Origin of the sequence: Novosphingobium sp. ERN07, assembly GCF_012641335.1 — a bacterium.
In the GTDB taxonomy this organism is placed as follows: Bacteria; Pseudomonadota; Alphaproteobacteria; order Sphingomonadales; family Sphingomonadaceae; genus Novosphingobium.
The window spans coordinates 142,467-166,266 of sequence record NZ_JABAID010000004.1; the positions used below are offsets into that span (position 1 = coordinate 142,467).

The following is a 23,800-nucleotide window of genomic DNA, read 5'->3' on the forward strand; positions in this document are numbered from 1 at the left end:
AGAATTGAACCATGCGGGAGTTTGTCCGACAGCGGCCTTTGCTGTGCTTCTATGTGTTGGCGATACTGATCGCTCTCGCGGCCCATGCGCTACGCGCGATGAGCCCGACGCCGCTCGACCCGATGTTCAAGATGCTGCAGGAGACGCACGCTCACCTCAACATTATTACCGCTGTCAGGTCTACGTTCGAGTATCCGGGAGCCTATACGCTCTTACTGTTTCCGGCCGCCCCAATGTTCGCGGCCCTGATCGCAACCGGGATCGGCTATGGGCAAGCAGGATTTCGTGAACTGCTCAGCCGCTGCGCCCCGTGGCGGTCGCCTGTTTCCTGGCGTCAGGGCGTTACTGTCATAGCCGTGTGTTTCCTTGCATTCTTCGCGCTCACAGGAATCATGTGGGTTCAGACATACCTCTACGCTCCGCCTGGTACGCTTGATCGTACCTTCCTGCGCTATGGGTCAGATCCGGTCGCCATTTATGTGATGCTGGCAGCATCGCTGCTACTCAGCCCTGGCCCGCTGCTCGAAGAACTGGGCTGGCGCGGCTTTGCGCTGCCGCAGCTCCTCAAGAAGTTTGACCCCCTTACCGCAGCGGTGATCCTCGGCATCATGTGGTGGGCCTGGCATTTGCCACGCGACCTGCCAACACTGTTCTCCGGCGCCCCTGGCGCGGCCTGGAGCGTTATTGTCAAACAACTCGTCATCGCTCCTGGGTTCATTGCGAGCACCATCATCGCTGTCTTCGTATGCAACAAGCTCGGTGGATCAATGTGGGGGGGCGTGCTCACTCACGCCATCCATAACGAGCTGGGAGTAAACGTCACTGCCGAATGGGCCCCAACGGTCGCAGGCATCGGGTGGCGCCCATGGGATCTCATCGAATTTGCCGTGGCCATTGGACTCGTCCTGATTTGTGGGAGGAGCCTTGGTGCCGCATCTCCTGACAATGCGCGTTTGGCCTGGGGCAACGTGCCGCCAAAGCTTCCGGGCGGAGTGGGTGACAAGTCCGGCTCGAACGCGTGAGCGTCATGTCCCGGTGGCTTCCGAAAACGTTTCGGGATCACCCAGCGGTATTGCTGCTGGCTGCGACGGAAATGTGGGAGGCCTTCTCCTATGTCGGGCTCAGAACCGTACTGGTCTACTACCTTACGCAAGACCTGGGCTATTCGACCGAGGACGCCTCACTTATCTATGGGACGTTCCTCGGCGTAGCCTATGTAACGCCAATCCTGGGAGGGTGGATCGCCGATAGGTTTATTGGCCGATCTGCGGCAATTGTCGGTGGCGCATTGCTGAAGATGGCCGGTTACATCGGCCTTGTGATTGGCGCGAACGTCACGGGTTGCCTCGCCGCAATTGTCATTGGCAATGGCCTGTTTCTTCCCACTCTGCCCGCTACTCTGGGTGCACTTTTTTCGCCGAACGCCCCCGATCGCCAGCGCAGTTTCAGCTTCTACTATCTCGCAGTGAGCGCTGGTGCGCTGCTGGCACCGCTGATCTGCGGCACGCTTGGAGAGAATTTCGGCTGGCGCTACAGCTTCCTCGCTTCCGCTAGCGGGCTTGCGGCTGCCATTGTTATCTTTCTCGCCGGACGCCATCTGCTGCCGCCAGACCGACCTGCAGCAGCGTCCCATCCGGTCGACGAAGCGCCGGTCGCGGCTACGAGCCTGTCCGTCATCCCGCTTCTGGCAGGTGTCCTCGCAGCAGTCATCGTCTTGCGGGTCGCTTACGAGCAGCTCGGCAACACTGTCGCGCTTTTCGCCGCCAGCCAGGTCGATCGTTCGTTGGGGGCAGATATCACCATCCCCTATACCTGGTTTCAGTCGCTCAATCCCCTGGGAGTCATTCTGTTCACCCCTCTGCTCGTCTGGGGCTGGCGTAAGGCCGCCGCGAGAGGTGGCGCGCAGAACGACTACTTCAGAATGGCCATTGGTAGCTGCATCATGGCCGCGGCCTTTGTTGGGCTCGCACTGATCATCAAGCTAGGGCAACCTGGTGAGATTTCCTGGCCTGTTCTTGCAGCATTCTTCTTGATGGTAACCTTTGGCGAGTTGTGGGTGCTTCCGGTTGGACTCAGTCTGTTTGCGCGCCTGGCGCCCGCAGGACGAGGTGCAATCACCATCGCGTTCTGGTACAGTGCGCGTGCGGCTGGCAATTTTCTTGCTGGATTGATGGGCCGCGCCGAACCTGCGCTCGGATATGGTAACTTCTTCCTGCTTTGCGCAGTATTTCCTCTGCTAGCAGCAACGATCTTCGTCGCGATAGGCAGGCGCTCCCGTCGAATTATCGAAGCCGCCTGAACACTATCCCGTTCAGATTGACGGTGTGAAATGTAAAGATTTGAGGACCAACAGCATGTAATGAAAATGCGGCGTTCGGGCCCACAAGGTCATCTGCCATCGCAGCAGCTAACGGCACCGCACCTGCCGGAGTATCGAGCAACCATCCCTTCTGATCCCGTGACAGGGTTACGGTAATACCAAGCTCATCGCTGCGATATTGTCCGGGCCAAAACAATTTGGTTTCAGGTGCGCCAGTTCCAACATATTGGTACGGTATTGGTCCACTCTCAGTCCACTGAACGACGCGCTTGATTCCACTCTGTATGACTGCATAGCTCAGCAGAACACCTCGGCGCGCGCGGTAGATGCCGTCCTGGCGGCGCGTCACTTTCTCAGCTCGCATATTGTAGCTGACAATCGGCTCACCGTCACGGTGAGCGACGATGAGATACTGTCCATACAAGGGATCGCGATAATAGCCATCAGGCGCGGAGCGCAGGTCGCCAACTTTTCCCAGGCGTTTCATTTCGGCAGGATCAATTGCGCGGTCAAAAGCTGGATCGGGCGCCCCGGGCTTCACGAGCAAAGCAATTTTGCGCGCACGCTCAGCTGGCGAGATATCGTCGCGATTACACATCACGCTGATACCAATCCCGCTCTCCGGATAAAGTACGTCCATGGCGCGATTGCCCACAACCAAGCCCGAATGCGACACAACACGCTCGCTTTGCCGATCATCCACGAACAACCCACCGGCATAATCGACAGGTCTGCCAGAATGCAGTTTCCCGTTCGCGAGGCGCGCCACTTCGAGCGCCTGACCGCCGGTTGTCGCCGCGAGCGATGCACCATGCCAAAGAGCAAGATCGCCAACAGTAGTCCGCACGCCGCGGTCGCCATAGCCTTGCCAGGCCCAGGCTGCGGAGACAAAGCTACCGTTCTTGTCGATTTGATAGCCGCGCGCGTCACCTGCAATGAGACTGGTCGTATCAAGCGTTGCGCGAGTTTCCGTCATGCCCGCCGGCTTGAAGAGCCGTTCCCGCGCAGCATCCGGAAATGACTTTCCGGTTAGGCGTTCCACGATTTCTGCGAGCAGGAAGTAATTGGTGTTAACGTAGGAAAAACGACGGCCAGGTGGGCCGTCGAGTCCGCGTTGCGCCTTGACGAAGGCCAGCACTTCCTCGCGGGAATGGGGTTTGCTCTCATCGTCTCCGCGTGCCCTGAATGCATCGAAATACTCGCGAATGCCACTGGTGTGGTGCAACAAGTCCGCGACCGTGACCGGATCGTAGACCTTAGGGAGGTCAGGCAGATAGGTGCGGATAGATGCCGCCAATTTAAGTTGGCGTTCCTGTGCCAAGATCAGGATAAGAGCGGCCGTGAACTGCTTCGATGTTGACGCCAGTTCGAAGCGTGTTGCGGGTGTGATCGGCTCGCGGGTGGCTAGATCAGCAAGTCCAAAGCCGCCCTGATAGAGAACCTTGCCGCGCAGATCCACAGCATAGGCGCAGCCCGGTTGATCCGGCCGGATATCAGCAAATACCGCATCGAGCTCCTTCGGATCGACATGGGAAGTCGCCATTGGGATTGCGGCTGTCAGCGCCAGGAAAAGCTTTGTTGCAGTCATAAGATCTTGCCTCGCTCATTCAGCCAATCGAACCGCTGGATTTCCAGCGCATTTGATGGCAAAGCGATGTTTCATATTCCGCCCGGTCGGTCAATCAAAGAGAGGGATTTCCTGATGCGAAAGCGTGCAATCATCCTAGGCGCAGCTGCGCTGGTGGCATCCTCTGTCGTATTTGCTCGCAATGGAGCCCCGATGCCGTCGGCACACCGCGACGCAATCGTGCTCGATACTCATATCGACACACCTGCATTGCTGCACGTTGTCGGCTGGTCGATTATGGATCGCCACTCGCTTTCGGTAGACGGAACACAGGTTGACCTCCCGCGCATGCGAGATGGCGGGCTTGATGGTGGCTTCTTCGTCGTCTTCACCGAGCAAGGCCCGAGAACCCCGACAGGTTACACCGTGGCGCGCGATGAAGCATTGATGCGCACCATTGAAATTCGGGACATGGTCGCGCGACACCATGAGGCCTTTCAACTTGCAACACGGGCAGACGACGCCGAGAAGATCGTCAAATCGGGCAAGCGGGCCGTCTTCATGAGTATGGAGAACAGTTATCCAATCGGCCAGGATTTGTCGTTGATGCGCACCTTCCGTGCGCTCGGTGTAACGATGATGGGCCCGGTCCACGTCGGCAACAATGATCTGGCGGACAGCTCAAATCCCGACAATGGGCCAGAATGGCATGGCCTTTCTCCGCTTGGGCGCCAGTGGGTAACAGAGGCCAATCGACTCGGCATCCTGATTGACGCTTCGCATGCATCGCCGGAAGCATTGGACGATATTCTTGCCCTGTCTAACGCACCGATCATCTTGTCCCACAGCAGTCTCAAGAGCCTTGCTGACAATCCTCGAAACATCGACGACACGAGGCTTCGTGCGCTTGCTGCGAAGCGCGGTGTCATTCAAATCAATGCCGTGTCGAGCCATCTCGGCGTGCCCAACAGTCCGGGACGCGCACCGGCCCGCACTTTGCTCGGGCAACCGGCCGCAACCATCGCCGAGCTTCGCGCGCAGCGCGCCACTGTGCTCAAGATCGAACGTGAAAATCCGGCAACGCGCGCCGATCTGGACCACCTGGTCGCTCAGATTCGGCACGCTGTCGCGCTAGTCGGTATCGATCATGTCGGATTATCGGGTGATTTCGATGGCGGCGGCGGCATCGATGGCTTCGATGAAGCAAGCGACTATCCAAAGATCAGCCAGCGCTTGCTGGCGGCCGGCTTCACGGCAGAAGACCTCCGAAAGTTCTGGGGAGGAAACGTACTGCGCGTTCTGCGCGAGGCCCAGGCCCGGGCCGAGCCTTCTGCTGTCGCTGGAATGTGATGATGCGTTCACCACAGTGCAACTTGCTGTTCCGCGGCGGGCTTGTAATCGACGGCACCGGAACGCCTGGCGTGATCCAGGATGTGGCTGTCGAAGACGGGACTATTGTCGCAACCGGAGATCTTTCTCGATGGCGTTCACGCGAGACGATCGACATAACAGGCCAAGCGCTTTGTCCTGGCTTCATCGACGTACATACCCATGACGATCACTTCGTGTTCGCCGACCCTTCGGCGCTGCCCCGGGTCAGTCAGGGGGTAACCACGGTTGTCGTTGGAAATTGCGGCGTGAGCCTCGCCCCCTTCGTCGCCTCCGGAGACCTCCCTGCCCCTTTCGCAGAAGTCGCCGCCAAGGCCGACTTCCGCTTTGCCCGTTTTCGCGACTACATCGACACGCTGGAAGCTGCACCGCCCGCGGTCAACGTCGCTGCGCTTGTCGGTCATACTACCCTTCGCGCCGCGGCGATGGACAGGCTTGATCGTCCAGCAACCGCAAGTGAGCGCATGGCGATGCGCTCGTTGGCCGCTGAGGCTATGGCCGCCGGAGCGATTGGTATGTCCTCAGGGCTCTTCTATCCTCCCGCAAGAGCTGCGCCCATGGACGAGGTAATGGCAATTGCCGAGGTCGTCGCCGAGTACGGCGGGATCTTCGCGACCCACTTGCGCGATGAGGCTGATGCCATCGATGCTGCAATCGATGAGGCACTGCTGATCGCCGAACGGGCGGGCATGCCGTTGATCATTTCGCATCACAAGCTCATGGGCGAGGCCAATTTCGGCCGCGCGCCTGAAACGCTGCGCAGGATTGTCGAGGCTTCCACTCGGCAGGAGGTCGGGTTCGATGTATACCCTTACGTTGCTGCTGCCAGCTCATTCAACCTGGACCTCTATCGCCTGTCGAAGCGCGTTGTGATCACCTGGAGCGCAGTCAAGCCTGACACTGCGGGCCGAGAACTTGATGAGGTCGCTGCCGAGTTAGGTTTGAGCGGCGAGGCGGCACTTACTGCGCTAGCACCCGGCGGCGCGGTCTACTACTGCATGGACGAAAATGATCTACGCCACATCCTTGCTTCTCCTGACGCGATGATTGGCTCGGACGGGACGACTACCAGCATTCGTCCTCACCCGCGTCTGTGGGGCACGTTCACTCGCGTTCTGGGACGTTACGTGCGTGATCAAGGTCTGTTCCCCTTCGAGGAAGCGATCCGCCGGATGACAAGTTTGCCAGCGCGGCGGTTCCGTTTGGCTGGTCGCGGCGTGATTGCAGCTGGCGCGGTGGCTGATCTGGTTGTGCTTGATCCAGCTACAGTTGCCGACGCAGCCGACTTCGAAAACCCGGTCCAACCAAGCAGAGGGGTTGAGAGCGTCTATGTCAGCGGATTGCCCGTCTATCACGACGGGGCGGCTACAGGTCTGCGCCCAGGTTGCGTTCTAAAAGGGCAACAGAAGAGCCTCAAGTAAGTCCCGCCCTTAGTGCTCTTCGATCGTGCGCGGTGAACTCAGCCGATCAGTTTTGGCAAGCCGGGCATCTCTCCCGTTGGAACGTCATGGTTGGTCTCTGCCAATCCATGCCCACCCCTGAACGCCTCGCCTGCGAGCAAGGCGGATGACAGATCATCCATTGACCGACCGTTCGATTAATGGGATAGTCCGACTCAGGGCGAAGGATATCGCTTCAGCGCTTTAGTGCAGTGAGGACAACTAGGTGGAGTTCGATTTTTCCGAAGATTACCGGCTCCTTGCTGACCAGTTGCGGCGCGCTCTCGAAGAAGCTGCACCGCTGGAGGCAGCACGGAAGACTGTCGATACTGGTCAGATCAATGTGACGGCCTGGGAACTGCTCGGTGAGATGGGGATCCTGGCCAGCGGCATATCTACTGATTTCGGTGGTAATGGCCTCGGGCCTCTCCCGCTTTGCCTGGCTGCAGAAGCAATTGGATGGTCGGTGGCCGCAATACCTACCGCATCATTGTATCATGCCACCCCGTTGATCCAATCGTGCGGGTCGCCTGAGCAACAGGATCGCTGGCTGCCAGCATTGGCCAGCGGTTCAGCGACAGCCTGTGTTGCGACAGATAGTGCCCTTGCTGTCGAGGACGATCACATTACGGGCGTTATTTCACCTGTTTCGGGCGGAACTGGTGCATCAGTAGCCATTGTCCGAGCCAACAATCAGCTGTGGCTTGTCGACATGGCTGAAAATGCTGTCGAACAGGAGGCGCTAGAAAGCCGGGACCCGGGTCGTCAGCTCTGCCGTATTACATTCCGCAATACTCCAGCCACCCGAATGACTGGCGACGATGCGGATCTCGCGCTCAATCATGCAGTTGTCTGTGTTGCCTTCGAACAGATTGGCGGAGCTTCTAGGGCTCTCAATGGCGCAATTGATTATTCGCGCGAACGCCGCGCATTTGGGCAAACCATTGGTTCGTATCAGGCCATCAAGCACAAGTTGGCCGACATCTGGACCAAGATTGAAATCGCACGTGCGCATGCGATGTATGCTGCGTGGTCGCTCGGCACCGGAGCAGTCGATTTACCGCTTGCCGCTGCCGCGGCTCGTGCCTCTGCCACCGAAGCCTATCTATTTGCCGCACAGGAAACGCTGCAGGTTCATGGCGGCTACGGCTTCACTTTCGAGTCAGACTCGCACCTATTCTACCGTCGAGCCCGAGCGCTGGCGGCCTGCTACGGACCAGCCGTCGAGTGGCGTTCGCGTTTGGCCGCCAGGCTGATCGCCGGCGAGACCACGAAGCATTGAAAGGCCAGCAGATGGACTTCGCCGATTCTCCCATCGATGCCCAGTTCCGCGCTCAAGCGCGGGAGTGGCTTGCCGCGCATGCACCGGTAACGCGCGGTCGAGGACGAGTTGCCTGGCCTGATGACGCGACACTCGTGGCGGCAGCCCGCGAATGGCAAAGCAAGAAGGCCGCCGCAGGTTACGCAGCTATCGCGCTTCCGCGCGAGTATGGTGGAGGCGGCGGGACAACCACCCAGCAGATAATCTTCCGCCAGGAAGAAGAACGATACGACGTTCCATTTGGCGTCTACGAAATTGGACTGGGAATGTGCGTGCCCACCTTGCTCGCACTTGGCAGCGATAAGGTCAAAGAGCGGTTCGTCGCCCGCGCGATCAGCGGTGCTGAGATCTGGTGTCAGCTATTCTCAGAACCCGCTGCAGGCTCTGACCTAGCAGCCTTGCGCACGAAGGCGGTGAAAACCGGAGAAAACTGGCTTGTAGACGGCCAAAAGGTCTGGACCACCGGAGCGCAGTTCTCAGACTATGGGCTCTTGCTGGCGAGGACTGATTCCAGTGCAACCAAGCACGCCGGGCTGACGCTCTTCATTATCGACATGCGTGCGCCCGGAGTCGAGGTGCGACCGATCCGGCAGCTCGATGGTGGTGTCGAATTCAACGAAGTTTTCCTATCCGGAGTTATGATCCCTGACGAGTTTCGCTTGACCGTGCCGGGCGGCGGTTGGGCAGGAGCGATGACGACGCTCATGTTCGAGCGGCTCAATGTCGGTGCAAACATCGGTCTGATTGATTCATCGACGTTGATCGATATCAGTAGACGCCTCGAGACATCAACCGGGCGTGCAAGCGATGATCCCCACGTTCGCGATATCATTGCCCAGGCGTACTTGAATGATCGCGGGCTCAAGCTGCTGACCTACCGGACTTTGACGAACCTAGGCCGAGGCCAGCTACCCGGACCTGAGCAGTCGATCACCAAGCTCGTGATAGCCAGCCAGGCGCAGTTGATTGCCAATTTGCTGCTTGACCTGCGCGGACAGGAAGGAGCGCTGGTCGGGAGTGCGCTGGGCGATGGCTGGGAAGCCGTTGAGAGATCGTGGAGTTTCGGCGCCGCGATGCGCATTGCTGGCGGTACAGACGAGATCCTTCGTAACGTGATTGCAGAGCGCGTGCTGGGTCTGCCGGCTGCTAAGCGTGACGATACCACCCGCCCGTTCAATGAGGACGCGGCGTGATTACGCTCAGAGGAGAGACCCTTGCTCACCTGACCGATTGCTGTGGCACATCGGGAGCCAGCCAATCAGGACCCTTGCATGGTTTCCATCCCAAGGCTCTCTTTGTTGCCGGTCGCAGCCATCTCCTGCAGCAGCCCGGTGCTTCAAGCCTGATGCGGGCTGGCCTCGCTTCGATGGCGTTGCCCGCCGCATATGGCTCCCGACCTTACGCGGCAGAAGCCCGGTGTTGCAAGATTGCTAATCATTTACGCGGGCCGGCAGGCGGTCGCACCGTTCGTTGCAGGGAACCAAACGGGGCAAATGATCGGACTTTGAATATCGCTACGGTGCTTAGAAATTTTTGATCCGAAGGGAAGACTGATGACTGATACACTTCGCTACGATGGACGGGTTGCCATTGTCACTGGTGCTGGCGGAGGCCTAGGCCGGGCACATGCTCTAATGCTCGCTAGCAGGGGCGCACGTGTGCTTGTCAACGACCTTGGATCGTCGGCGGCCGGCGCGGGGACTGACGCTGGCCCAGCGGCAAAGGTTGTCGAGGAGATTCGCGCGGCCGGAGGCGAAGCGGTCGTCAATACGGACTCGGTCATCGATGGTGCAAGGCTCGTTGAAGCGGCGCTCGATCAATTCGGGCAGATTGACATCATCATCAACAATGCCGGGTTCCTGCGTGATGTTGGGTTTCACAGGATGACCGAGCAGGACTGGAGCGATCTCTATGACGTCCATTTGCTGGGAGCATTCCGGATCGTCCATGCCGCCTGGCCGCGACTGCGCGACCAGAGCTACGGCAGGATCATCAATACTTCTTCGGCCGCTGGGATATATGGCAACTTCGGCCAGGTAAACTATGGTACTTTCAAGCTTGCGCTCCACGGTTTCACCCAGGCCCTCGCGGTTGAAGGACGCGCACGCAACATTCATGTCAACTCTATTGCACCGGCGGCGGATTCGCGCCTGACCCGAACAGTCATGACTCCTGAACAGCTCGCACCGATGCGCGCAGAACTTGTCAGCCCGCTTGTCGGTTGGCTGGCGCACGAAACCTGCAGCGAGACTGGCAGCTTGTTCGAAGTAGGCGGCGGGTGGGTCAGCAAGCTGCGCTGGCAACGTACCCGAGGCGAACGGATCGGAGGCGGTGAAGATTTCTCGCCGGAACAGGTTCGCGACGCATGGTCGACGATTGTCAATTTTGCTGGCGCAGAGGCACCAAGTGACTTTGCAGCAGGGATGGCACCCTTCCAGAAGATTATGGAAGGCGCATGAGCAAAGGGTATGCGATCGCGCTCGAGGTCGAACGCGACGGACCGATCGCGATCGCACGCCTTGCATCGCCGGAGCGGGGCAATTCGCTGGGGCCGGTTGACCTAGGTCGCATCGCCGACCTGATCAACGATCTGGCCGCAACCAACGATGTAGGGGTCATTGTCCTGACGGGGAAGGATGGAATCTTTTCGGCTGGAGCTGCGCTTGATGCTCTTGCTGACAGCTCTGCCGATGACATGGCCGCGATCGTCGCGGACCAGACTGGACGGCTAGCGGCAGCGATTTCGGGATCTCCGGTCGCCATCGTCGCTGCTGTTGACGGTGCAGCCGCAGGTTCGGGCGCGGGCATCGCATTGCTCGCGGATATCCTGGTCATGTCTTCAAACGCACGGCTGCTCTTCCCGTTTGCTCGGCTAGGTCTAGTTCCTGACACAGGTATCAACCGCAGCCTGATCGCGGCAGTGGGCATGGCGCGCGCGCGCGCCCTGCTAATGACTGGGGGCTCACTGTCTGCTGAGGAATGCCTTAGCTTGGGCCTTGCTGAAACTGTCGTGCCCGCGGATGGACTTCACGATGCCGTGCAGAAGCTGTCGATCAAGCTGGCTGGCGTTCCGCGCGGAACACATGGCGCTATCAGAGCTCTGCTGGCATCCGAGGAGGCTGAGGCGGGATTACTGGCAGAGGCCCGGGCTCAGGCTGAACGAATGCGGGACCCAGTAACCCAAGCTGCTCTGACTTCTGCAGTCGCCCTGCTCCAAGGCTCATAAGGTTGGTGCCGAAATCTACCGAGCAGCCGCTGCGGCGACGAATGCGTCAAACAGGCAACCGTCAGCTTCCGAAATATGGAACTCCGGGTGCCACTGCGTCGCGATCCAGAAGCGGCGGTCCCGTCGCTCAATCGCTTCAACAATACCATCCGGCGCAACTGCTGCTGTGCTCGCGTCGACTCCAGGCTCGATGACACCCTGCGAATGCAGACTGTTGACCGGGAAGCTGTCGCAACCAACAATTTCACTAAGAAGGCTCCCCGGCATGGTGACGACCTCGTGTGCAGCTTCCTCATAGGGTGCAGCGTCACGATGCATGTGCCATTCGGGACGCAGTGACTTGAGTGAAGGAACGATTGTGCCGCCCGCTGCGACATTCATGACTTGGAAGCCACCACAGATACCGAGAAGAGGGAGATCCCGCTCCGTCGCGCGCTGCACTAAAGCCAATTCAAACCGTGTCCGCGCGACTTTCTCCACTGGTTCCTGATCAACAGTTGCGGGATCGATAAGAAGGGGGTGAGGAAATTGATACCCGCCGCCGGAAATGAGCACACCGTCCAGCACGCCGAGATAGTCATCGATGAACTCGGCCTCGTGCGGGAGCATCACAGGCAACGCGCCCGCACTGGACAAGGCTCTCATCATGGCCTTGTTGGCGAAATAATGAAGTTGCCGGGCATCACTTCGTAATTCGACATCAGCCGTAACACCGATCAGTGGTCTGCGCATCAGGCCGTACCCGCAATTGCTTGGTCGATCGCCAACGCGAGCTTGTCAACGATTTCGCCCACCTGCGCTTCGGTGATGATGAACGGGGGAGCAAGCAAGATGTGGTCACCTCGCGTGCCATCCACTGTCCCGAACCCCGGATAGCACAGCAGACCGCTGTCCATCGCCGCGCTCTGGATAGCGTTCCAAACCATTCGCTCAGGAGCGAATGGTTCCTTGCTCTCCCGATCGGCGACAAGTTCAATTCCGAGCAGCAGCCCACGCCCGCGCACATCGCCAATATGGGGATGCTGGTTGAACTTATCAGTCAAGGATTGCCGCAAGAGTTTCCCTTGGCGGCGCACATTGGCAAGGAGGTCCTGTTCTTCGATTTCCTGCAGTACAGCGCAGCCCGCCGCAGCGGCGGTCGCGTGACAGTTATAGGTATGGCCATGGAAAAAGAATCCTCGCCCCCCAGCCAAGGTTGCCACGATCCGATCGCTGACGAGGATTGCGCTAAGCGGCTGATAACCGGCGCCAAGGCCTTTCGCCACCACGGCGATGTCAGGAACCACCCCATCCTGTTCGCATGCAAGGTAGGTTCCGCAGCGTCCGGCGCCTGCCAGGATTTCGTCGAGGATAAGAAGGACACCATACTTTTGACAGACCGCCTGGATCGCCTGGAAATAACCAGGAACTGGCGGAATACATCCCGCAGTGGCGCCAACGACAGTTTCCGCAACGAATCCGGCGACGTTCTCCGGACCAAGTTGAATGATGGCGTGTTCCAGCTCGTCTGCGAGCCGGCGGACATATTCAGCTTCAGTTTCGCTACTGCTCTGCTCGCGGTAGGCATAGCAAGGCGAGACAAAATGATGCGGGGGTAGAAAACCCTCGAAGAGCGATCTGCGGATCAGGTTCCCGCTAACGCCGAGTGCTCCGATAGTACATCCATGATAGCTTTGGCGCCGGGAGATAAAGCGGGTCCGACCGGGTTCACCGTTTTCATTATGAAACTGAAGCGCGAGCTTGAGTGCGCCATCCATCGATTCCGACCCGCCTGAACCGGGATAGACCCAGTCGAGCCCGGCCGGCGTCGCGGCAACCAGCGCTTCTGCGAAACGTTCGACTGCATCCGTCGTGAAGTAGGCGTTGTAGAGATAGGGCATGATATGCGCCTGGGCGGATACAGCATCCGCAACCCGGGTGGCGCTGTGCCCGAGGCACGAGACCCCAGCCCCCGACGCGGCATCGAGATATCGCCGGCCCGAACCATCGATGACATAGGGGCCATCGCCCCCAACGGCGACAGGATAATCACGGCCGAGCAGCCGGCGCATTACATTGGTCATAGCGAGACCTCCCCACCCACCAGACGATCCGGCAAGACCTGATCCGGTGTCAAACCTAGGGAGGCTAAGCCTTCCGGCCACGGCCCGCCCGTTACGAGCGCAGAGACAATTGCTGCCATTGCAGGCGCTGTCTGCAATCCGTATCCACCTTGCCCAGCCAGCCAGAAGAACCCATCGGCGTCGGGCGCGAAACCGGCCGTTGGCACGCGGTCGGATACGAAGGATCGCAGCCCTGCCCAACGATGTTGAATCCTCGGCACCGTCATCGTCGTATATTCCTCGACTTTCCACGCGGCCAAAGCGAGATCATATTCCTCAGGCTGGGCGTCGGTGGGAGGACTATCGACTTCGTCCACTGGCGACGCCAGAATCCGTCCGGATTCCGGGATCATGTAGAAATCGTCCACCGCGGCCTTGACGAACGGCCATTCGCTGGCCCCGATTCCATGGGGAGGGTCAAACATGATGACCGTTCGCCGCTTGGGCTCAAGGCCAAGTTGCCGCACGCCTGCCAGTCGTCCCACATGATCAGCCCAAGCTCCGGCCGCATTGATCAGCACGGGCGCAGCATATTGCTGTCCGCGTTCGGTTGTCACCTGCCACAAGCCTGCCTTGTACTCGATGCACACGACGCGGGCTCCGGTAACGGTTTCACCCTTGCCATGCTTGACCCTTCGGGCATAAGCTTGCAGCAATCGGTCGGCATCGAGCCGGCGACCGCCGTAATCGACCACTCCTTCGACTATGCCCTCTCCGCCAGTCTTCAGTACTGGCACCATTGCCAGCATACCTTTTTCGTCGATCCGCTCGATCGTGTTGGTGAACAGCCGCATCTCGGTTTCGAGCCCAGCCAGCGCCTCCACCATTGTCGGGCGAGCTACGAACAACGCTGGAGTCGGCCTGCAAAATGGTTGGTCCGAGAAGTCGCCTGGCGGTTGCTCGAAAAACTCCCGGCTATAGGCGGTCATGGCGCGCACTGCACGGTTGCCAATGCCGAAATGGTAATATGTCGCGCTACGCCCGGAAGAATGATAACCCAGCGCTAGTTCAGCTTCAAGCACCACCACGCGGGCGTTTCTTGACAGCCCCGCGGCAGCTGACATGCCGGCGATCCCGCCTCCGATTACTAGTACATCGGCGCAATTCATGACGTGCTCTCGGGCCCGCGGCCATAGCGTTGCATAACTTCGACGAGCTTGTCAGTCGGCAGAGCGTGCACAGTTGTCCCATCCACTCCAGTCATTGAATCCGACATGGTCATGGAATTGACGATCGCCTCTTCGACCGCTTCAGAGGCTGCGCGAAAGAGCGGATTCATGGCCTCATTGGGCAGCATGCGAAGACCCTCTGCAATAGCGACATCATTAAAGGGTACGCGATTACCGGTCGAAAAGGCGACTATGAAATCGCCCGATCTATTTGAACCGAAACCACCGACGCGGCCCAGGCCGATGCCGCCGCGCCGCGCCAGTCTTGCGCATTGCGGCGGCAACAGCGGCGCATCTGTTGCGAGCACAATCACGATCGAGCCCTGGTCGCGTCGTTGGGGGCTATCCACGACTTCATAACCGATATGCCGACCGACCGGAACACCATCGACGGTAAGCTCGGACCGGTTGCCAAAATTGGACTGGACCAGAGCGCCGACGGTAAAGCTACCGCATGGGGTGGCCGCTACTCTCGAAGAAGTCCCGATTCCGCTCTTGAATTCGAACGTCATCATGCCGGTTCCGCCACCAATCGATCCTTCGGCAACCCGGCCGCCACTGGCCCCATCGAGCGCAGCGGTGACGTCTGCCCGGGTAATCGGCCCTTCCCAGCCGTCATTGAGTACGCCATCGAAGGTTTCTCCGGCCATTGGCTGATGCCAGCGGTCATCAATCCCATTCTGCTTGGGATGGGCCAGCAGCGTATCACGCAGCACCCCGATCGAAAAAGCCGAGCTCATACAGATTGGCGAGGTGAGCACACCAGTTTCAGCAATCCAATGACTACCGGTAACTTCACCGAATCCGTTGAAGGAATGGAAGCCGGCAAAGACGGATTCCTGCCAATAGGGCACGTTCAGCGGCTGGATGGCAGTGACTCCGGTCCGCAAGACGTGCGGTGCGTCGGCAATCCGCGTTACGTGCCCAACGCGGACCCCGGCCACATCGGTAATCGCATTCAAGGGCCCCGTCGGCAGCGTGCCGATCGTTAACCCAAGGTCGCGAAATCTGCATTTCGTCTTTTGGCTTGTCATTTGGCCCCTAGAAAATCGAGTGATCAGAGCGTGGGTTCATGCTTTAACCGTCCGGACGGATAATGCAACCGGAATTGCGGATCCCTGGCAGTCGACTCCGCCAGCTCACCTGATCGCGTTTGCCCGGCCAAGTATGCCGCAGGACCCTTGGGTCTTGTGGTCGAAATGCCCAACCATCTAAGCGGACCGATCCCATCCACGGCAAAGGTTCGGCCCAGTTCACCAGGGCAAAGCGACCTCACGAGACTCCAGTTGTGCTCATGCGTCACATTCATCCGATCCATACCCCTGAAGGTGTTTATCGACCGGTCGGATTATATAAATTGCCCGACCGGTCGATTAATGATACACCGCGCCGACAATGAGGTAATCAAGGGGAGAGGGGCCGATGCGTAAGTTCCCGTTTTTTCTTAGTGCTATGCTGATCAGCATGCCTGCCTTCGCGCAGGAGGCCGATTCGCCTTCAGCCGAGCCGGAGGTTAAAGACAACGCGATCGTCGTGACAGCCCGCAAGCGGGATGAGCGAATTGTCGATGTGCCGCTGTCAATCAGCGCTCTGGGAGCCGGCGATATCGATGCGAAGGCGTCCCTGCGACTGCTCGACCTGGCCAATTCGGTCCCGAATCTGGTCAACATCAGTAACGGGAATGACTCTCTATCGCTGATCGTCGTGCGCGGGGTCGCCAGCCAGTCACGGGTGAACGCAGGATTTGATTCCGGTGTTGGTGTTTACGTCGACGGCGTGGTTCAAGGTAAGCTTTACAGCTTCAACCAGGAACTGTTCGACACCGAGCGGGTCGAGTTCCTCAGAGGCCCACAAGGGACTTTGTTCGGACGCAATTCCATTGCTGGTGCGATCAGCATCACCACTCGCAAGCCCGAATTCGAATTCGGCAGCGACGCAACAGTGCAGCTTGGCAGTTATGACGAACGCCGGTTTTCTGCCTTCCTGACCGGCCCCGTTGCCGAAGACAATCTTGCAATCAGCATCGGTGGCTTCCGGACCACTCGGCGCGGCTATATCACCAACGTCTTCGACGGACAGGATATCGGCGACATCGATTCCGTCGGCGGGCGGATCAAGGCCCTGTGGCGGCCAAACAACGATGTATCGGTCTTGCTGTCAGCAGATTATACGAACGAGGACCAGCTTGCTCCTGTACCGCAGCCGATCAGCGGATATGGCGCTGTCACTGGCACCTACAAGACCAACACTAACCTCCCCCCGATTGCGAAGCGCGAGCTATTCGGTGTTTCGGGTCAGATAGACTGGTCAACCTCAACTGATCTGACCCTGACTTCGATTACCGCCTACCGGACTGCCTCCTCGTTGCGCAATAATGACCCCGACTTCGGCCCATTGGCAGTCGTGGACAGCCAGAAGAAGCAGGATCAATGGCAATTCTCCCAAGAGTTGCGCCTTGCTGGCAAGATGGGGTCTCGATTTTCCTTTGTCAGCGGTCTTTACTATTTCAAGCAGGACGTTGACGGTTACGCCTCGAGCACTTTTGGCAATATTGCCAACGTCCCGGGATTCTTGAGAGGGCTGACCGGTTCTACGAGCGGGATGGTGGGATCGGAATCCTTCGCCGGCTTCGTCAATGCTGATTGGGAGGCGCTACCGCGCCTGACGCTGACGCTCGGGGCACGACTGACCTATGAGAAGCAGACCCTAGACTTCCGTCAGCAAGGCTTCCCGTTCGTTGCACCCACCCTGCCACGTGAAACCGATGCTGGTTCCGACACCGATTTCTCGCCCTTGGTTACCTTGCGCTACAAGCTTGCGCCAAGCGTATCGATCTACGGTACGGTGTCGCGCGGATACAAGAGCGGGGGCTGGAACCTCGACAATGTCACAAGCTTCTTGATCACCTCGTTCAAACAATTGCGGTTCAATCGCGAGCAGCTGACCAACTACGAAGTTGGTTTGAAGGGTGACGTGCTTAACGGTGATCTGGGCTTTGCATTCTCAGGCTTCCAGCAAAATTATGGCGACATCCAGACCGCGAAACTTGTGCCAGTGCTGGGCGGCGGCGGGGCGCTGATCGCGGTTGTCTCGAATGCTGCGAGCGCGAGAATCCGTGGGTTCGAAGGGGAAGTTAAGGTTCGTCCCTTCAAGCCGTTCACGGTTGTCGGAACCCTCGGCTACGCTGACGCGCGATTCAAGGACTACCGCGATACTACGGCCGGCGGCGCACCGTTGATCTTCGACGGCAACCGTATTCCGAATTCTCCCAAACTGACGACCAGCCTAACCGCCACATTGCGAGTGCCTGTGAATGACAGGCTCACCTTGGGCGGGCGCGCGCAATACAGCTATGTCGATGGCTTCTTCCAGGATCGCGATAACAGCGCCGCGTTGCGGATCCCGTCTCGCGACACCGTCGACATGTCGATCGAAGCCGAGATCGACAAAAACTTCCGGCTGGCGTTCAATGTCAGCAACCTGTTCAACAACCAGGTTCCGGTCTCTATCGGTCCGGGCGGTTTCGGCTTTCCGGGTGTAGGGGCAAATCAAAACGTTCAGTTGTCCCTGCCGCGGATGTGGAATGTTCGAGCAAGCCTGAAGTTCTAGTAATCCCGAATCCTAGGTTAGCGATTCTGGACGGAAGTCCTGAAGGGATCGGATAGAGGCGGTGCGGTTTTCAGACCTACCGAGGCCGCCCGCCTCTTCAACTCTGCTGCGCCGATCACCTCGTTCACTTCTGCTCACAGCCTTGAATTAGGATCAGTCGGGCCCAGGGCTGCGTGTCGAGACATGGTCATGATGCATTTTCTGGAACTGCAGGCTCATTCCAAGGCTCGATAACTATGCATAGCCATGACGCGGCGCGACCGGGCAGCTTTTGATACCAGGCAAGCTGCTTCAATCGCCCAGCAGCGAAATCACGAACGCTATCCTAAATTCAAAGCATGACCATAATGGCGGTGGAATTCGGATAATCCAACGATGATAGCATTTTGATTCTGCGAGGCTCAATGACTGCCCCTGTATCGCTTGTTCAGCGTGGCCCCGTGGCCTACATCGAGATCGACAATCCACCGGTCAATGCCTTGTCGCACGCAGCGCGCAGTCAGCTCATTGCCGCAGTTGCCGAAGCTGGACGCAGTGAGGCGCAGGCAATTGCGATAGTTGGCAAGGGACGTAACTTCATCGCTGGAGCAGACATTGCCGAACTAGAACATCCGGTACGAGCGCCCGGACTGCTCGAGCTCGAGGAAGCCTGCCGGCTCGCACCGCAACCAGTGATCGCCGTGATGCACGGTATGGTGCTGGGTGGCGGCATGGTTGTTGCCTATTGCGCCGACTTTCGGATTGCGGCGCCGGGCACACTTTTTGGCATGCCGGAAGTCAAGCTTGGGCTGTTGGCAACCTTTGGAGGTACGCAATTCTTGCCGCGACTGGTCGGCATGCCAGCCGCCCTCAAACTCCTGATCGGAGCCGAGCCAATTGACCTGAAGGAAGCGGAGGAAATCGGCTTCGTCGACGCGGTAGGCGATCTGCAGATGGCAGTGACGATGGCTCCTAGATTCTCAAAACGCCCGGTTCGCAACATCGCAGGCGAACCAGCCAAAGCGGCACTTGCCGCAATCAGTCGTTATGAAACTGCACTGGATCCCGAATGGCAGGCTCCGCAGGCAACCCTTGAGGCTGCACGCGCAGGTGTGGAACACGGACTTGAGGCTGGACTGGCCCTTGAAGCCACCTTGTTTGAGACTCTGAGAGCCTCGCGGCAGTCGCGTGTATTGCGTCGATACTTCTTTGCCAGCCGCGCGCTTGCCCGCCACCCTGAACGCGACATTGCGTTGGCGAGGTTTCGCAAAATCGGGCCTGATCGCGGCGAACTTCGCCGCGCAGCCCAAAACATGATCGATAAAGGCGAGCTAACCGATACCGCAGTCGCAGACGCGGCGATCGTCGAAGCGCTGGCGCTGCCAGCGTGGCGCGCTGACCTGTTGCTCGAGTGATACTACCGATAGGCGGCAATTCGCCATCCGCTTGGCGGCCTGTCCAAGGCAACAGAGCCACCAGTCGATTGCCGCGCCCAATTGACCTCGCGGAACTGGAATTGAATCAAAAGCAGAAGGAACCATCATGGCAAGCATTATACGTCTGAACAGCGGCCCCCGGATGAGCCAGGCCGTAATCCACAACGGTACGATATACCTTGCCGGTCAGATTGGGGTGCCTGGCGAATCTGCGGCCAACCAGACCCAAGACATTCTGACGAAGATCGATGCCCTGCTCGAGCAGAGTGGCAGCGACAGGTCGCACGTGCTTTCCGCGACCATCTGGCTCGCCGACATGGCGGACTTCGAGGAAATGAACGCCGTCTGGGACAACTGGATCGATCGCGACGCTCCCCCTGCGCGCGCTACAGGTCAGTCTCGGCTTGCACGGCCGGGTTGTAAGGTCGAGATCATCGTTGTCGCGGCTGTCAAGTAATCCGCCTTCGTTTCAAATTTGGCCGCGATGTAGCCTGATGGCTTTAGCTGAGTACAGCCCGCGATCGCCTGTACAGTTAGTCTAATTGGATTGAGCCCCCTTTCGTCAGGGCCTGTTCCCCGCACCATCTTAAGAATGAGCTCAGCATCGCTGGGCCTGCCGTGCGGCCACAAAAGGTGCTTGCATTTGACGACCGGTCGGTCAATAAATGTGCCGAAAGAACAGAGGAGAGTTCTCGTGTCGAAGGTTTACGTTGCCGGTGTCGCCATGGTCCCCTTCACCAAGCCTGGGCGAAGCGAAACATACAATCTGATGGGTGCTGAAGCGGTACGCGCGGCTCTTGCCGACGCGGGAATTGCCTATTCGAAGGTCGAACAGGCCTATGCCGGCTTTGTCTATGGCGATTCTACCTCGGGCCAGAAAGCGCTTTATTCGGTCGGTTTGACTGGCATTCCCATTATCAATGTCAACAATGCGTGCGCAACCGGCTCAACCGCGCTGTTCCTTGCGCGCCAGGCCGTGGAAAGCGGCGCGGTCGATGTGGCCTTGGCCGTTGGGTTTGAACAAATGATGCCCGGTGCGCTGGATGTAATGTTTACGGACCGGCCTTCGATCCTCGAAAACTACGTCAGGATTGCAGAGCAGGCACCAGGCGACGACAACACCAGGCCGCCTGCTGCTCGGTTGTTTGGCGGAGCCGGTGCCGAGTATCAACGGCGCACAGGCTTTGAGAGCCGAAGCTTTGCTCTCGTAGCGGAGAAAGCTCGCCGCCACGCCATCAACAATCCTCTCGCGATCTTCCGCGATCCGCTTACCGCCGATGAGATCATGGCCTCACCTACGATCTTTGGCCCCCTCACCCGTCTGCAGTGCTGCCCACCCACGTGCGGAGCGGCGGCTGCGATCATCGTTTCCGAGAAGTTCAAGCGAGCCAATCCGGGTCGCTATGTTGAGATCGCCGCGCAAGCTATGACTACAGACCCAGCGCAATCCTTCAGCGATGGCAGCCTGATCGATGCGGTCGGGTTCAACATGGCGCGCGACGCTGCCCTGCAGGTATACGACAAAGCAGGTATCGGCCCCCAGGATGTACCGGTGGTCGAGTTGCACGATTGCTTCACGACCAACGAGGTGCTCACTTACGAGGCTCTCGGGCTGGCGGCACCGGGAGAAGCGGAAAAGTTCATCCGCGACGGAGACAACACGTATGGCGGTCGGACTGTAACCAATCCTTCTGGCGGGCTGCTTTCCAAGGGACACCCGCTTGGTGCCACGGGCCTCGCGCAGTGTAGCGAGCTCGTCTGGCAATTGCGGGGCGATGCCGACAAACGTCAGGTTGCGGGAGCGAAGGTCGGGCTGCAACATAACCTCGGTTTAGGAGGCGCCTGCGTCGTTACCCTTTACAAGGCTGCTTGAGATGGTTGACCTGTCGGTAATCGGAAGAACATGGCCGAAACGAACGATTGTCGCCGAGGAAGGTGCCCTGCGGTTCTTCGCGAAGGCCACGGGCGAGACCAATCCGGTCTACAGCGACGTGTCCGCTGCCAAGGCTGCGGGACACCCCGGACTCCCCTTGCCCCCAACCTATTTGTTCACGCTCGATTTGCTTGCGCCATCTGAAACCTTCTGGCTCGATGACCTGAAGGTTCCCCTGGCTAAAGTGCTACATGCAGAACAAAGCTTTGAGTATCGGCGAATGGTCTATGCTGGCGAAGAGCTGACGATCGATACGAAGATCAGCGATGCCTATGAAAGAAAGGGCGGACTGCTGGAATTCATTGTGCGCGACATGACCATCACCGATGCGAAGGGAAGCGAATGTGCGTTGCTCAAGACAACCCTGGTGGTGCGACATGGCTAATGGAACCGAAGCGATCGCAGTCGGCACCCGGGTGCCAGAGCGCGTACTGCCGCCGATTTCCCGCACTACCCTTGCATTATTCGCGGGAGCCTCAGGCGATCACAACCCAATTCATGTTGATATAGATTTCGCCAGGTCCGCCGGTATGCAAGACGTCTTTGCACACGGCATGCTGTCGATGGCCTATCTTGCGCAATTGCTTACCAGTTGGCTACCCCAAGCCCAGTTGCGTTCCTGGAAGGCCCGGTTTGTATCCATTACCCCTGTGGGAGCGGTCGTTTCCTGCAGCGGTGAGGTCGTCGAGCTGTTCGAAGTGGATAATGAGCGACGGGCTCGCCTGAAGATCCTGGCCACGATCGGCGGCGACGTGCAAACTCTGGCCGGCGAAGCGGAGGTCGTGCTTCTATGACTGCAACCGTCATCAGTGGATCAACCATGGTCACCGGTAGTACCATCGACCAGCGCGCTGCCAAGGTGGCGACTGGATTGGCCGAGATGGGTATTGGAGCTGGTGACACTGTTGCAATCCTGCTCCGCAACGATCCGGTTTTCTTCGAAATTTCGTTTGGAGCAAACCTTATTGGGGCAAATGTCGTACCAGTAAACTGGCACTTCCGCAGCGAGGAAGCCTTGTTCGTGGTTGGCGACAGTGGTGCAAAAGTGATTGTAGCTCACGAGGATCTCCTTCCTATTCTCGGCGACCGTTCGTCGCTTTCATTGCCGATCCTGGTCTGTCCTGTCCCGCAAGAGGTCGCCAAAGCCTACGGCAGTCCGGTCTCGACAGTCGATGAATGGGCGAACTGGCGTGACAAGCATGCGGAATGGCGAGGCGAACCACAGATCACCCGCTTCGGAATGATTTACACGTCGGGAACCACAGGCAAACCAAAGGGTGTGAAACGAGAGCCAGCAGATGCTGAGATGGCCAGGCGCATGGCCGCGCTCATGGCGACGGCGCTCGGTCTTGTCCCTGGCCAGACAATCCGTACAGTCATAACTGGACCAATTTATCACGCCGCACCGAATACTTACGCATTGGTAGCGGGCCGGGTGGGTGAGTTGGTAGTAATGCAACCGCGTTTCGACGCGGAAGAGCTTCTAGCGCTCATCGAGCATCACCGGCTTACTCATGTCCACTTGGTTCCGACTATGTTCGTGCGCCTTCTGAAGCTTCCCGAGGAGGTGCGTTGGAAATACGATCTGTCATCGCTTCGGTTTGTGGCGCACGGTGCAGCGCCCTGCCCGCCTGAGATCAAACAAGCCATGATCGCATGGTGGGGGCCGATCATTCACGAATACTACGGCGGTAGCGAGACTGGTGGCGCCGTTTATCACAATTCCGAAGAAGCCTTGCGCAAACCCGGAACTGTCGGTCGTGCAATGGATGGCTGCGCGATCCGCATTCTCGACGACGAGGGCAATGAGATTCCGGCCGGGACTCCAGGTCATGTCTATATTCGTTCAACCAGTTTCCCGGACTTTACCTACCACGGTCGCGATGCTGACCGCCATGCAGTCGAGCAGGAAGGCTTCATCACGCTAGGTGATATCGGGTTTCTCGATGAAGATGGTTATCTATTCCTCTGCGATCGGGCAAACGACATGATCATTTCGGGGGGGGTCAACATCTACCCAGCGGAGATCGAAGCCGTGCTGCTTTCACATCCGGGAATCGCCGACGCGGCCGTCTTCGGCGTACCCGACGCGGAGTTTGGAGAAGCTGTTTGCGCGGCGATTCAGCACGCCGACATTGGCGGACCCGATGCCTGGGAAGTTAGAGCCTTTGTCCGCAGCAAGCTCGCAGCTTTCAAGGCTCCTCGGCACGTGGAGTTCCACTCCACCCTGCCACGGGAAGACTCTGGCAAGATCCTGCGTCGGTTGCTGAAGGAACCACACTGGGCGGGAACCGGAAGGTCGATCTGATA

General features: G+C 58.7%; 20 protein-coding genes. 15 read left to right on the plus strand and 5 right to left on the minus strand.

Features of this window, described 5'->3' with window-relative positions:
• Nucleotides 1–56: 56 nt before the first annotated feature.
• The gene (locus HGI47_RS07980; RefSeq protein WP_168852277.1) at nucleotides 57–1,022 is read left to right on the plus strand and encodes a CPBP family intramembrane glutamic endopeptidase; all 966 of its coding nucleotides are present in this window, start codon (nucleotides 57–59) and stop codon (nucleotides 1,020–1,022) included.
• Between the two features lie 5 nt (nucleotides 1,023–1,027).
• Complete coding sequence (locus HGI47_RS07985) at nucleotides 1,028–2,299, plus strand: peptide MFS transporter (RefSeq protein ID WP_147457753.1); 1,272 nt, start codon at nucleotides 1,028–1,030, stop codon at nucleotides 2,297–2,299.
• Here the strand turns inward: HGI47_RS07985 and HGI47_RS07990 are convergent.
• Nucleotides 2,283–3,863: a serine hydrolase gene (locus HGI47_RS07990; protein ID WP_162896100.1), complete on the minus strand. Its 1,581-nt coding sequence runs from the start codon at nucleotides 3,861–3,863 to the stop codon at nucleotides 2,283–2,285. The genes HGI47_RS07985 and HGI47_RS07990 overlap by 17 nt on opposite strands.
• Here HGI47_RS07990 and HGI47_RS07995 point away from each other — a divergent pair.
• The 6 genes from HGI47_RS07995 to HGI47_RS08020 all read left to right on the plus strand — a co-directional run bounded on the left by HGI47_RS07995 (nucleotide 3,798) and on the right by HGI47_RS08020 (nucleotide 11,262).
• On the plus strand, nucleotides 3,798–5,237 hold the full coding sequence (locus HGI47_RS07995; RefSeq protein ID WP_240344717.1) for a dipeptidase: 1,440 nt from the start codon (nucleotides 3,798–3,800) through the stop codon (nucleotides 5,235–5,237). The two genes, HGI47_RS07990 and HGI47_RS07995, sit on opposite strands and share 66 nt — an antisense overlap.
• The gene (locus HGI47_RS08000) at nucleotides 5,237–6,697 is read left to right on the plus strand and encodes an amidohydrolase family protein (RefSeq protein WP_199558139.1); all 1,461 of its coding nucleotides are present in this window, start codon (nucleotides 5,237–5,239) and stop codon (nucleotides 6,695–6,697) included. Before HGI47_RS07995 ends, HGI47_RS08000 begins: the two co-directional genes overlap by 1 nt.
• A gap of 244 nt (nucleotides 6,698–6,941) precedes the next feature.
• On the plus strand, nucleotides 6,942–7,997 hold the full coding sequence (locus tag HGI47_RS23060; RefSeq protein WP_168852278.1) for an acyl-CoA dehydrogenase family protein: 1,056 nt from the start codon (nucleotides 6,942–6,944) through the stop codon (nucleotides 7,995–7,997).
• The gene (locus HGI47_RS08010) at nucleotides 7,943–9,229 is read left to right on the plus strand and encodes an acyl-CoA dehydrogenase family protein (protein ID WP_233497669.1); all 1,287 of its coding nucleotides are present in this window, start codon (nucleotides 7,943–7,945) and stop codon (nucleotides 9,227–9,229) included. The genes HGI47_RS23060 and HGI47_RS08010 overlap by 55 nt, the downstream gene beginning before the upstream one ends.
• Before the next feature lie 360 nt (nucleotides 9,230–9,589).
• A complete protein-coding gene (locus HGI47_RS08015; protein ID WP_118074293.1) occupies nucleotides 9,590–10,495 on the plus strand; it encodes an SDR family oxidoreductase in 906 nt (301 codons plus the stop codon).
• The gene (locus HGI47_RS08020) at nucleotides 10,492–11,262 is read left to right on the plus strand and encodes an enoyl-CoA hydratase/isomerase family protein (RefSeq protein WP_118074294.1); all 771 of its coding nucleotides are present in this window, start codon (nucleotides 10,492–10,494) and stop codon (nucleotides 11,260–11,262) included. The genes HGI47_RS08015 and HGI47_RS08020 overlap by 4 nt, the downstream gene beginning before the upstream one ends.
• A 15-nt stretch (nucleotides 11,263–11,277) precedes the next feature.
• Here HGI47_RS08020 and HGI47_RS08025 read toward each other — a convergent pair whose 3' ends face one another.
• The 4 genes from HGI47_RS08025 to HGI47_RS08040 are packed head-to-tail and all read right to left on the minus strand — an operon-like array spanning nucleotide 11,278 to nucleotide 15,567.
• Nucleotides 11,278–11,994, minus strand: coding sequence for a gamma-glutamyl-gamma-aminobutyrate hydrolase family protein (locus HGI47_RS08025; protein WP_118074295.1), 717 nt, complete (start codon nucleotides 11,992–11,994; stop codon nucleotides 11,278–11,280).
• Nucleotides 11,994–13,325 carry an aspartate aminotransferase family protein gene (locus HGI47_RS08030; protein WP_125955351.1) on the minus strand — a complete coding sequence of 444 codons (1,332 nt, stop codon included), beginning with the start codon at nucleotides 13,323–13,325 and terminating at the stop codon, nucleotides 11,994–11,996. The genes HGI47_RS08025 and HGI47_RS08030 overlap by 1 nt, the downstream gene beginning before the upstream one ends.
• Entirely contained in the window at nucleotides 13,322–14,473 is a 1,152-nt protein-coding gene (locus tag HGI47_RS08035) for an FAD-binding oxidoreductase (RefSeq protein WP_118074296.1), read from the minus strand. The genes HGI47_RS08030 and HGI47_RS08035 overlap by 4 nt, the downstream gene beginning before the upstream one ends.
• Nucleotides 14,470–15,567: a P1 family peptidase gene (locus HGI47_RS08040; RefSeq protein ID WP_125955350.1), complete on the minus strand. Its 1,098-nt coding sequence runs from the start codon at nucleotides 15,565–15,567 to the stop codon at nucleotides 14,470–14,472. Before HGI47_RS08040 ends, HGI47_RS08035 begins: the two co-directional genes overlap by 4 nt.
• A 388-nt stretch (nucleotides 15,568–15,955) precedes the next feature.
• Between HGI47_RS08040 and HGI47_RS08045 the strand changes: the two genes are divergently transcribed.
• The 7 genes from HGI47_RS08045 to HGI47_RS08075 all read left to right on the plus strand — a co-directional run bounded on the left by HGI47_RS08045 (nucleotide 15,956) and on the right by HGI47_RS08075 (nucleotide 23,798).
• A complete protein-coding gene (locus HGI47_RS08045; RefSeq protein WP_168852279.1) occupies nucleotides 15,956–18,142 on the plus strand; it encodes a TonB-dependent receptor in 2,187 nt (728 codons plus the stop codon).
• 440 nt (nucleotides 18,143–18,582) lie between these two features.
• Nucleotides 18,583–19,536, plus strand: a complete 954-nt coding sequence (locus HGI47_RS08050; protein ID WP_162896101.1) for an enoyl-CoA hydratase/isomerase family protein — start codon at nucleotides 18,583–18,585, stop codon at nucleotides 19,534–19,536.
• Between the two features lie 127 nt (nucleotides 19,537–19,663).
• A complete protein-coding gene (locus HGI47_RS08055; RefSeq protein ID WP_118074299.1) occupies nucleotides 19,664–20,014 on the plus strand; it encodes a RidA family protein in 351 nt (116 codons plus the stop codon).
• A 237-nt stretch (nucleotides 20,015–20,251) separates the two neighbouring features.
• Nucleotides 20,252–21,430, plus strand: a complete 1,179-nt coding sequence (locus HGI47_RS08060) for a lipid-transfer protein (protein WP_233497667.1) — start codon at nucleotides 20,252–20,254, stop codon at nucleotides 21,428–21,430.
• 1 nt (nucleotide 21,431) lies between these two features.
• Nucleotides 21,432–21,875 carry a MaoC family dehydratase N-terminal domain-containing protein gene (locus HGI47_RS08065; protein ID WP_118074301.1) on the plus strand — a complete coding sequence of 148 codons (444 nt, stop codon included), beginning with the start codon at nucleotides 21,432–21,434 and terminating at the stop codon, nucleotides 21,873–21,875.
• Complete coding sequence (locus tag HGI47_RS08070; protein ID WP_118074302.1) at nucleotides 21,868–22,284, plus strand: MaoC/PaaZ C-terminal domain-containing protein; 417 nt, start codon at nucleotides 21,868–21,870, stop codon at nucleotides 22,282–22,284. The genes HGI47_RS08065 and HGI47_RS08070 overlap by 8 nt, the downstream gene beginning before the upstream one ends.
• Nucleotides 22,281–23,798, plus strand: a complete 1,518-nt coding sequence (locus HGI47_RS08075) for an AMP-binding protein (protein WP_168852280.1) — start codon at nucleotides 22,281–22,283, stop codon at nucleotides 23,796–23,798. Before HGI47_RS08070 ends, HGI47_RS08075 begins: the two co-directional genes overlap by 4 nt.
• Nucleotides 23,799–23,800 lie beyond the last annotated feature (2 nt).

Excerpts from the sequence above, each read along its gene's own strand:
- HGI47_RS07990 (WP_162896100.1), bottom strand. The coding sequence starts at position 3,863 with ATGGCGACTTCCCATGTCGATCCGAAGGAGCTCGATGCGGTATTTGCT.
- HGI47_RS08045 (WP_168852279.1), top strand. The coding sequence starts at position 15,956 with ATGCGTAAGTTCCCGTTTTTTCTTAGTGCTATGCTGATCAGCATGCCT.
- HGI47_RS08020 (WP_118074294.1), top strand. The coding sequence starts at position 10,492 with ATGAGCAAAGGGTATGCGATCGCGCTCGAGGTCGAACGCGACGGACCG.
- HGI47_RS08035 (WP_118074296.1), bottom strand. The coding sequence starts at position 14,473 with ATGAATTGCGCCGATGTACTAGTAATCGGAGGCGGGATCGCCGGCATG.
- HGI47_RS08065 (WP_118074301.1), top strand. The coding sequence starts at position 21,432 with ATGGTTGACCTGTCGGTAATCGGAAGAACATGGCCGAAACGAACGATT.
- HGI47_RS08055 (WP_118074299.1), top strand. The coding sequence starts at position 19,664 with ATGGCAAGCATTATACGTCTGAACAGCGGCCCCCGGATGAGCCAGGCC.
- HGI47_RS08070 (WP_118074302.1), top strand. The coding sequence starts at position 21,868 with ATGGCTAATGGAACCGAAGCGATCGCAGTCGGCACCCGGGTGCCAGAG.
- HGI47_RS08040 (WP_125955350.1), bottom strand. The coding sequence starts at position 15,567 with ATGACAAGCCAAAAGACGAAATGCAGATTTCGCGACCTTGGGTTAACG.
- HGI47_RS08075 (WP_168852280.1), top strand. The coding sequence starts at position 22,281 with ATGACTGCAACCGTCATCAGTGGATCAACCATGGTCACCGGTAGTACC.
- HGI47_RS08025 (WP_118074295.1), bottom strand. The coding sequence starts at position 11,994 with ATGCGCAGACCACTGATCGGTGTTACGGCTGATGTCGAATTACGAAGT.
- HGI47_RS07985 (WP_147457753.1), top strand. The coding sequence starts at position 1,028 with ATGTCCCGGTGGCTTCCGAAAACGTTTCGGGATCACCCAGCGGTATTG.
- HGI47_RS08030 (WP_125955351.1), bottom strand. The coding sequence starts at position 13,325 with ATGACCAATGTAATGCGCCGGCTGCTCGGCCGTGATTATCCTGTCGCC.
- HGI47_RS08015 (WP_118074293.1), top strand. The coding sequence starts at position 9,590 with ATGACTGATACACTTCGCTACGATGGACGGGTTGCCATTGTCACTGGT.
- HGI47_RS08000 (WP_199558139.1), top strand. The coding sequence starts at position 5,237 with ATGATGCGTTCACCACAGTGCAACTTGCTGTTCCGCGGCGGGCTTGTA.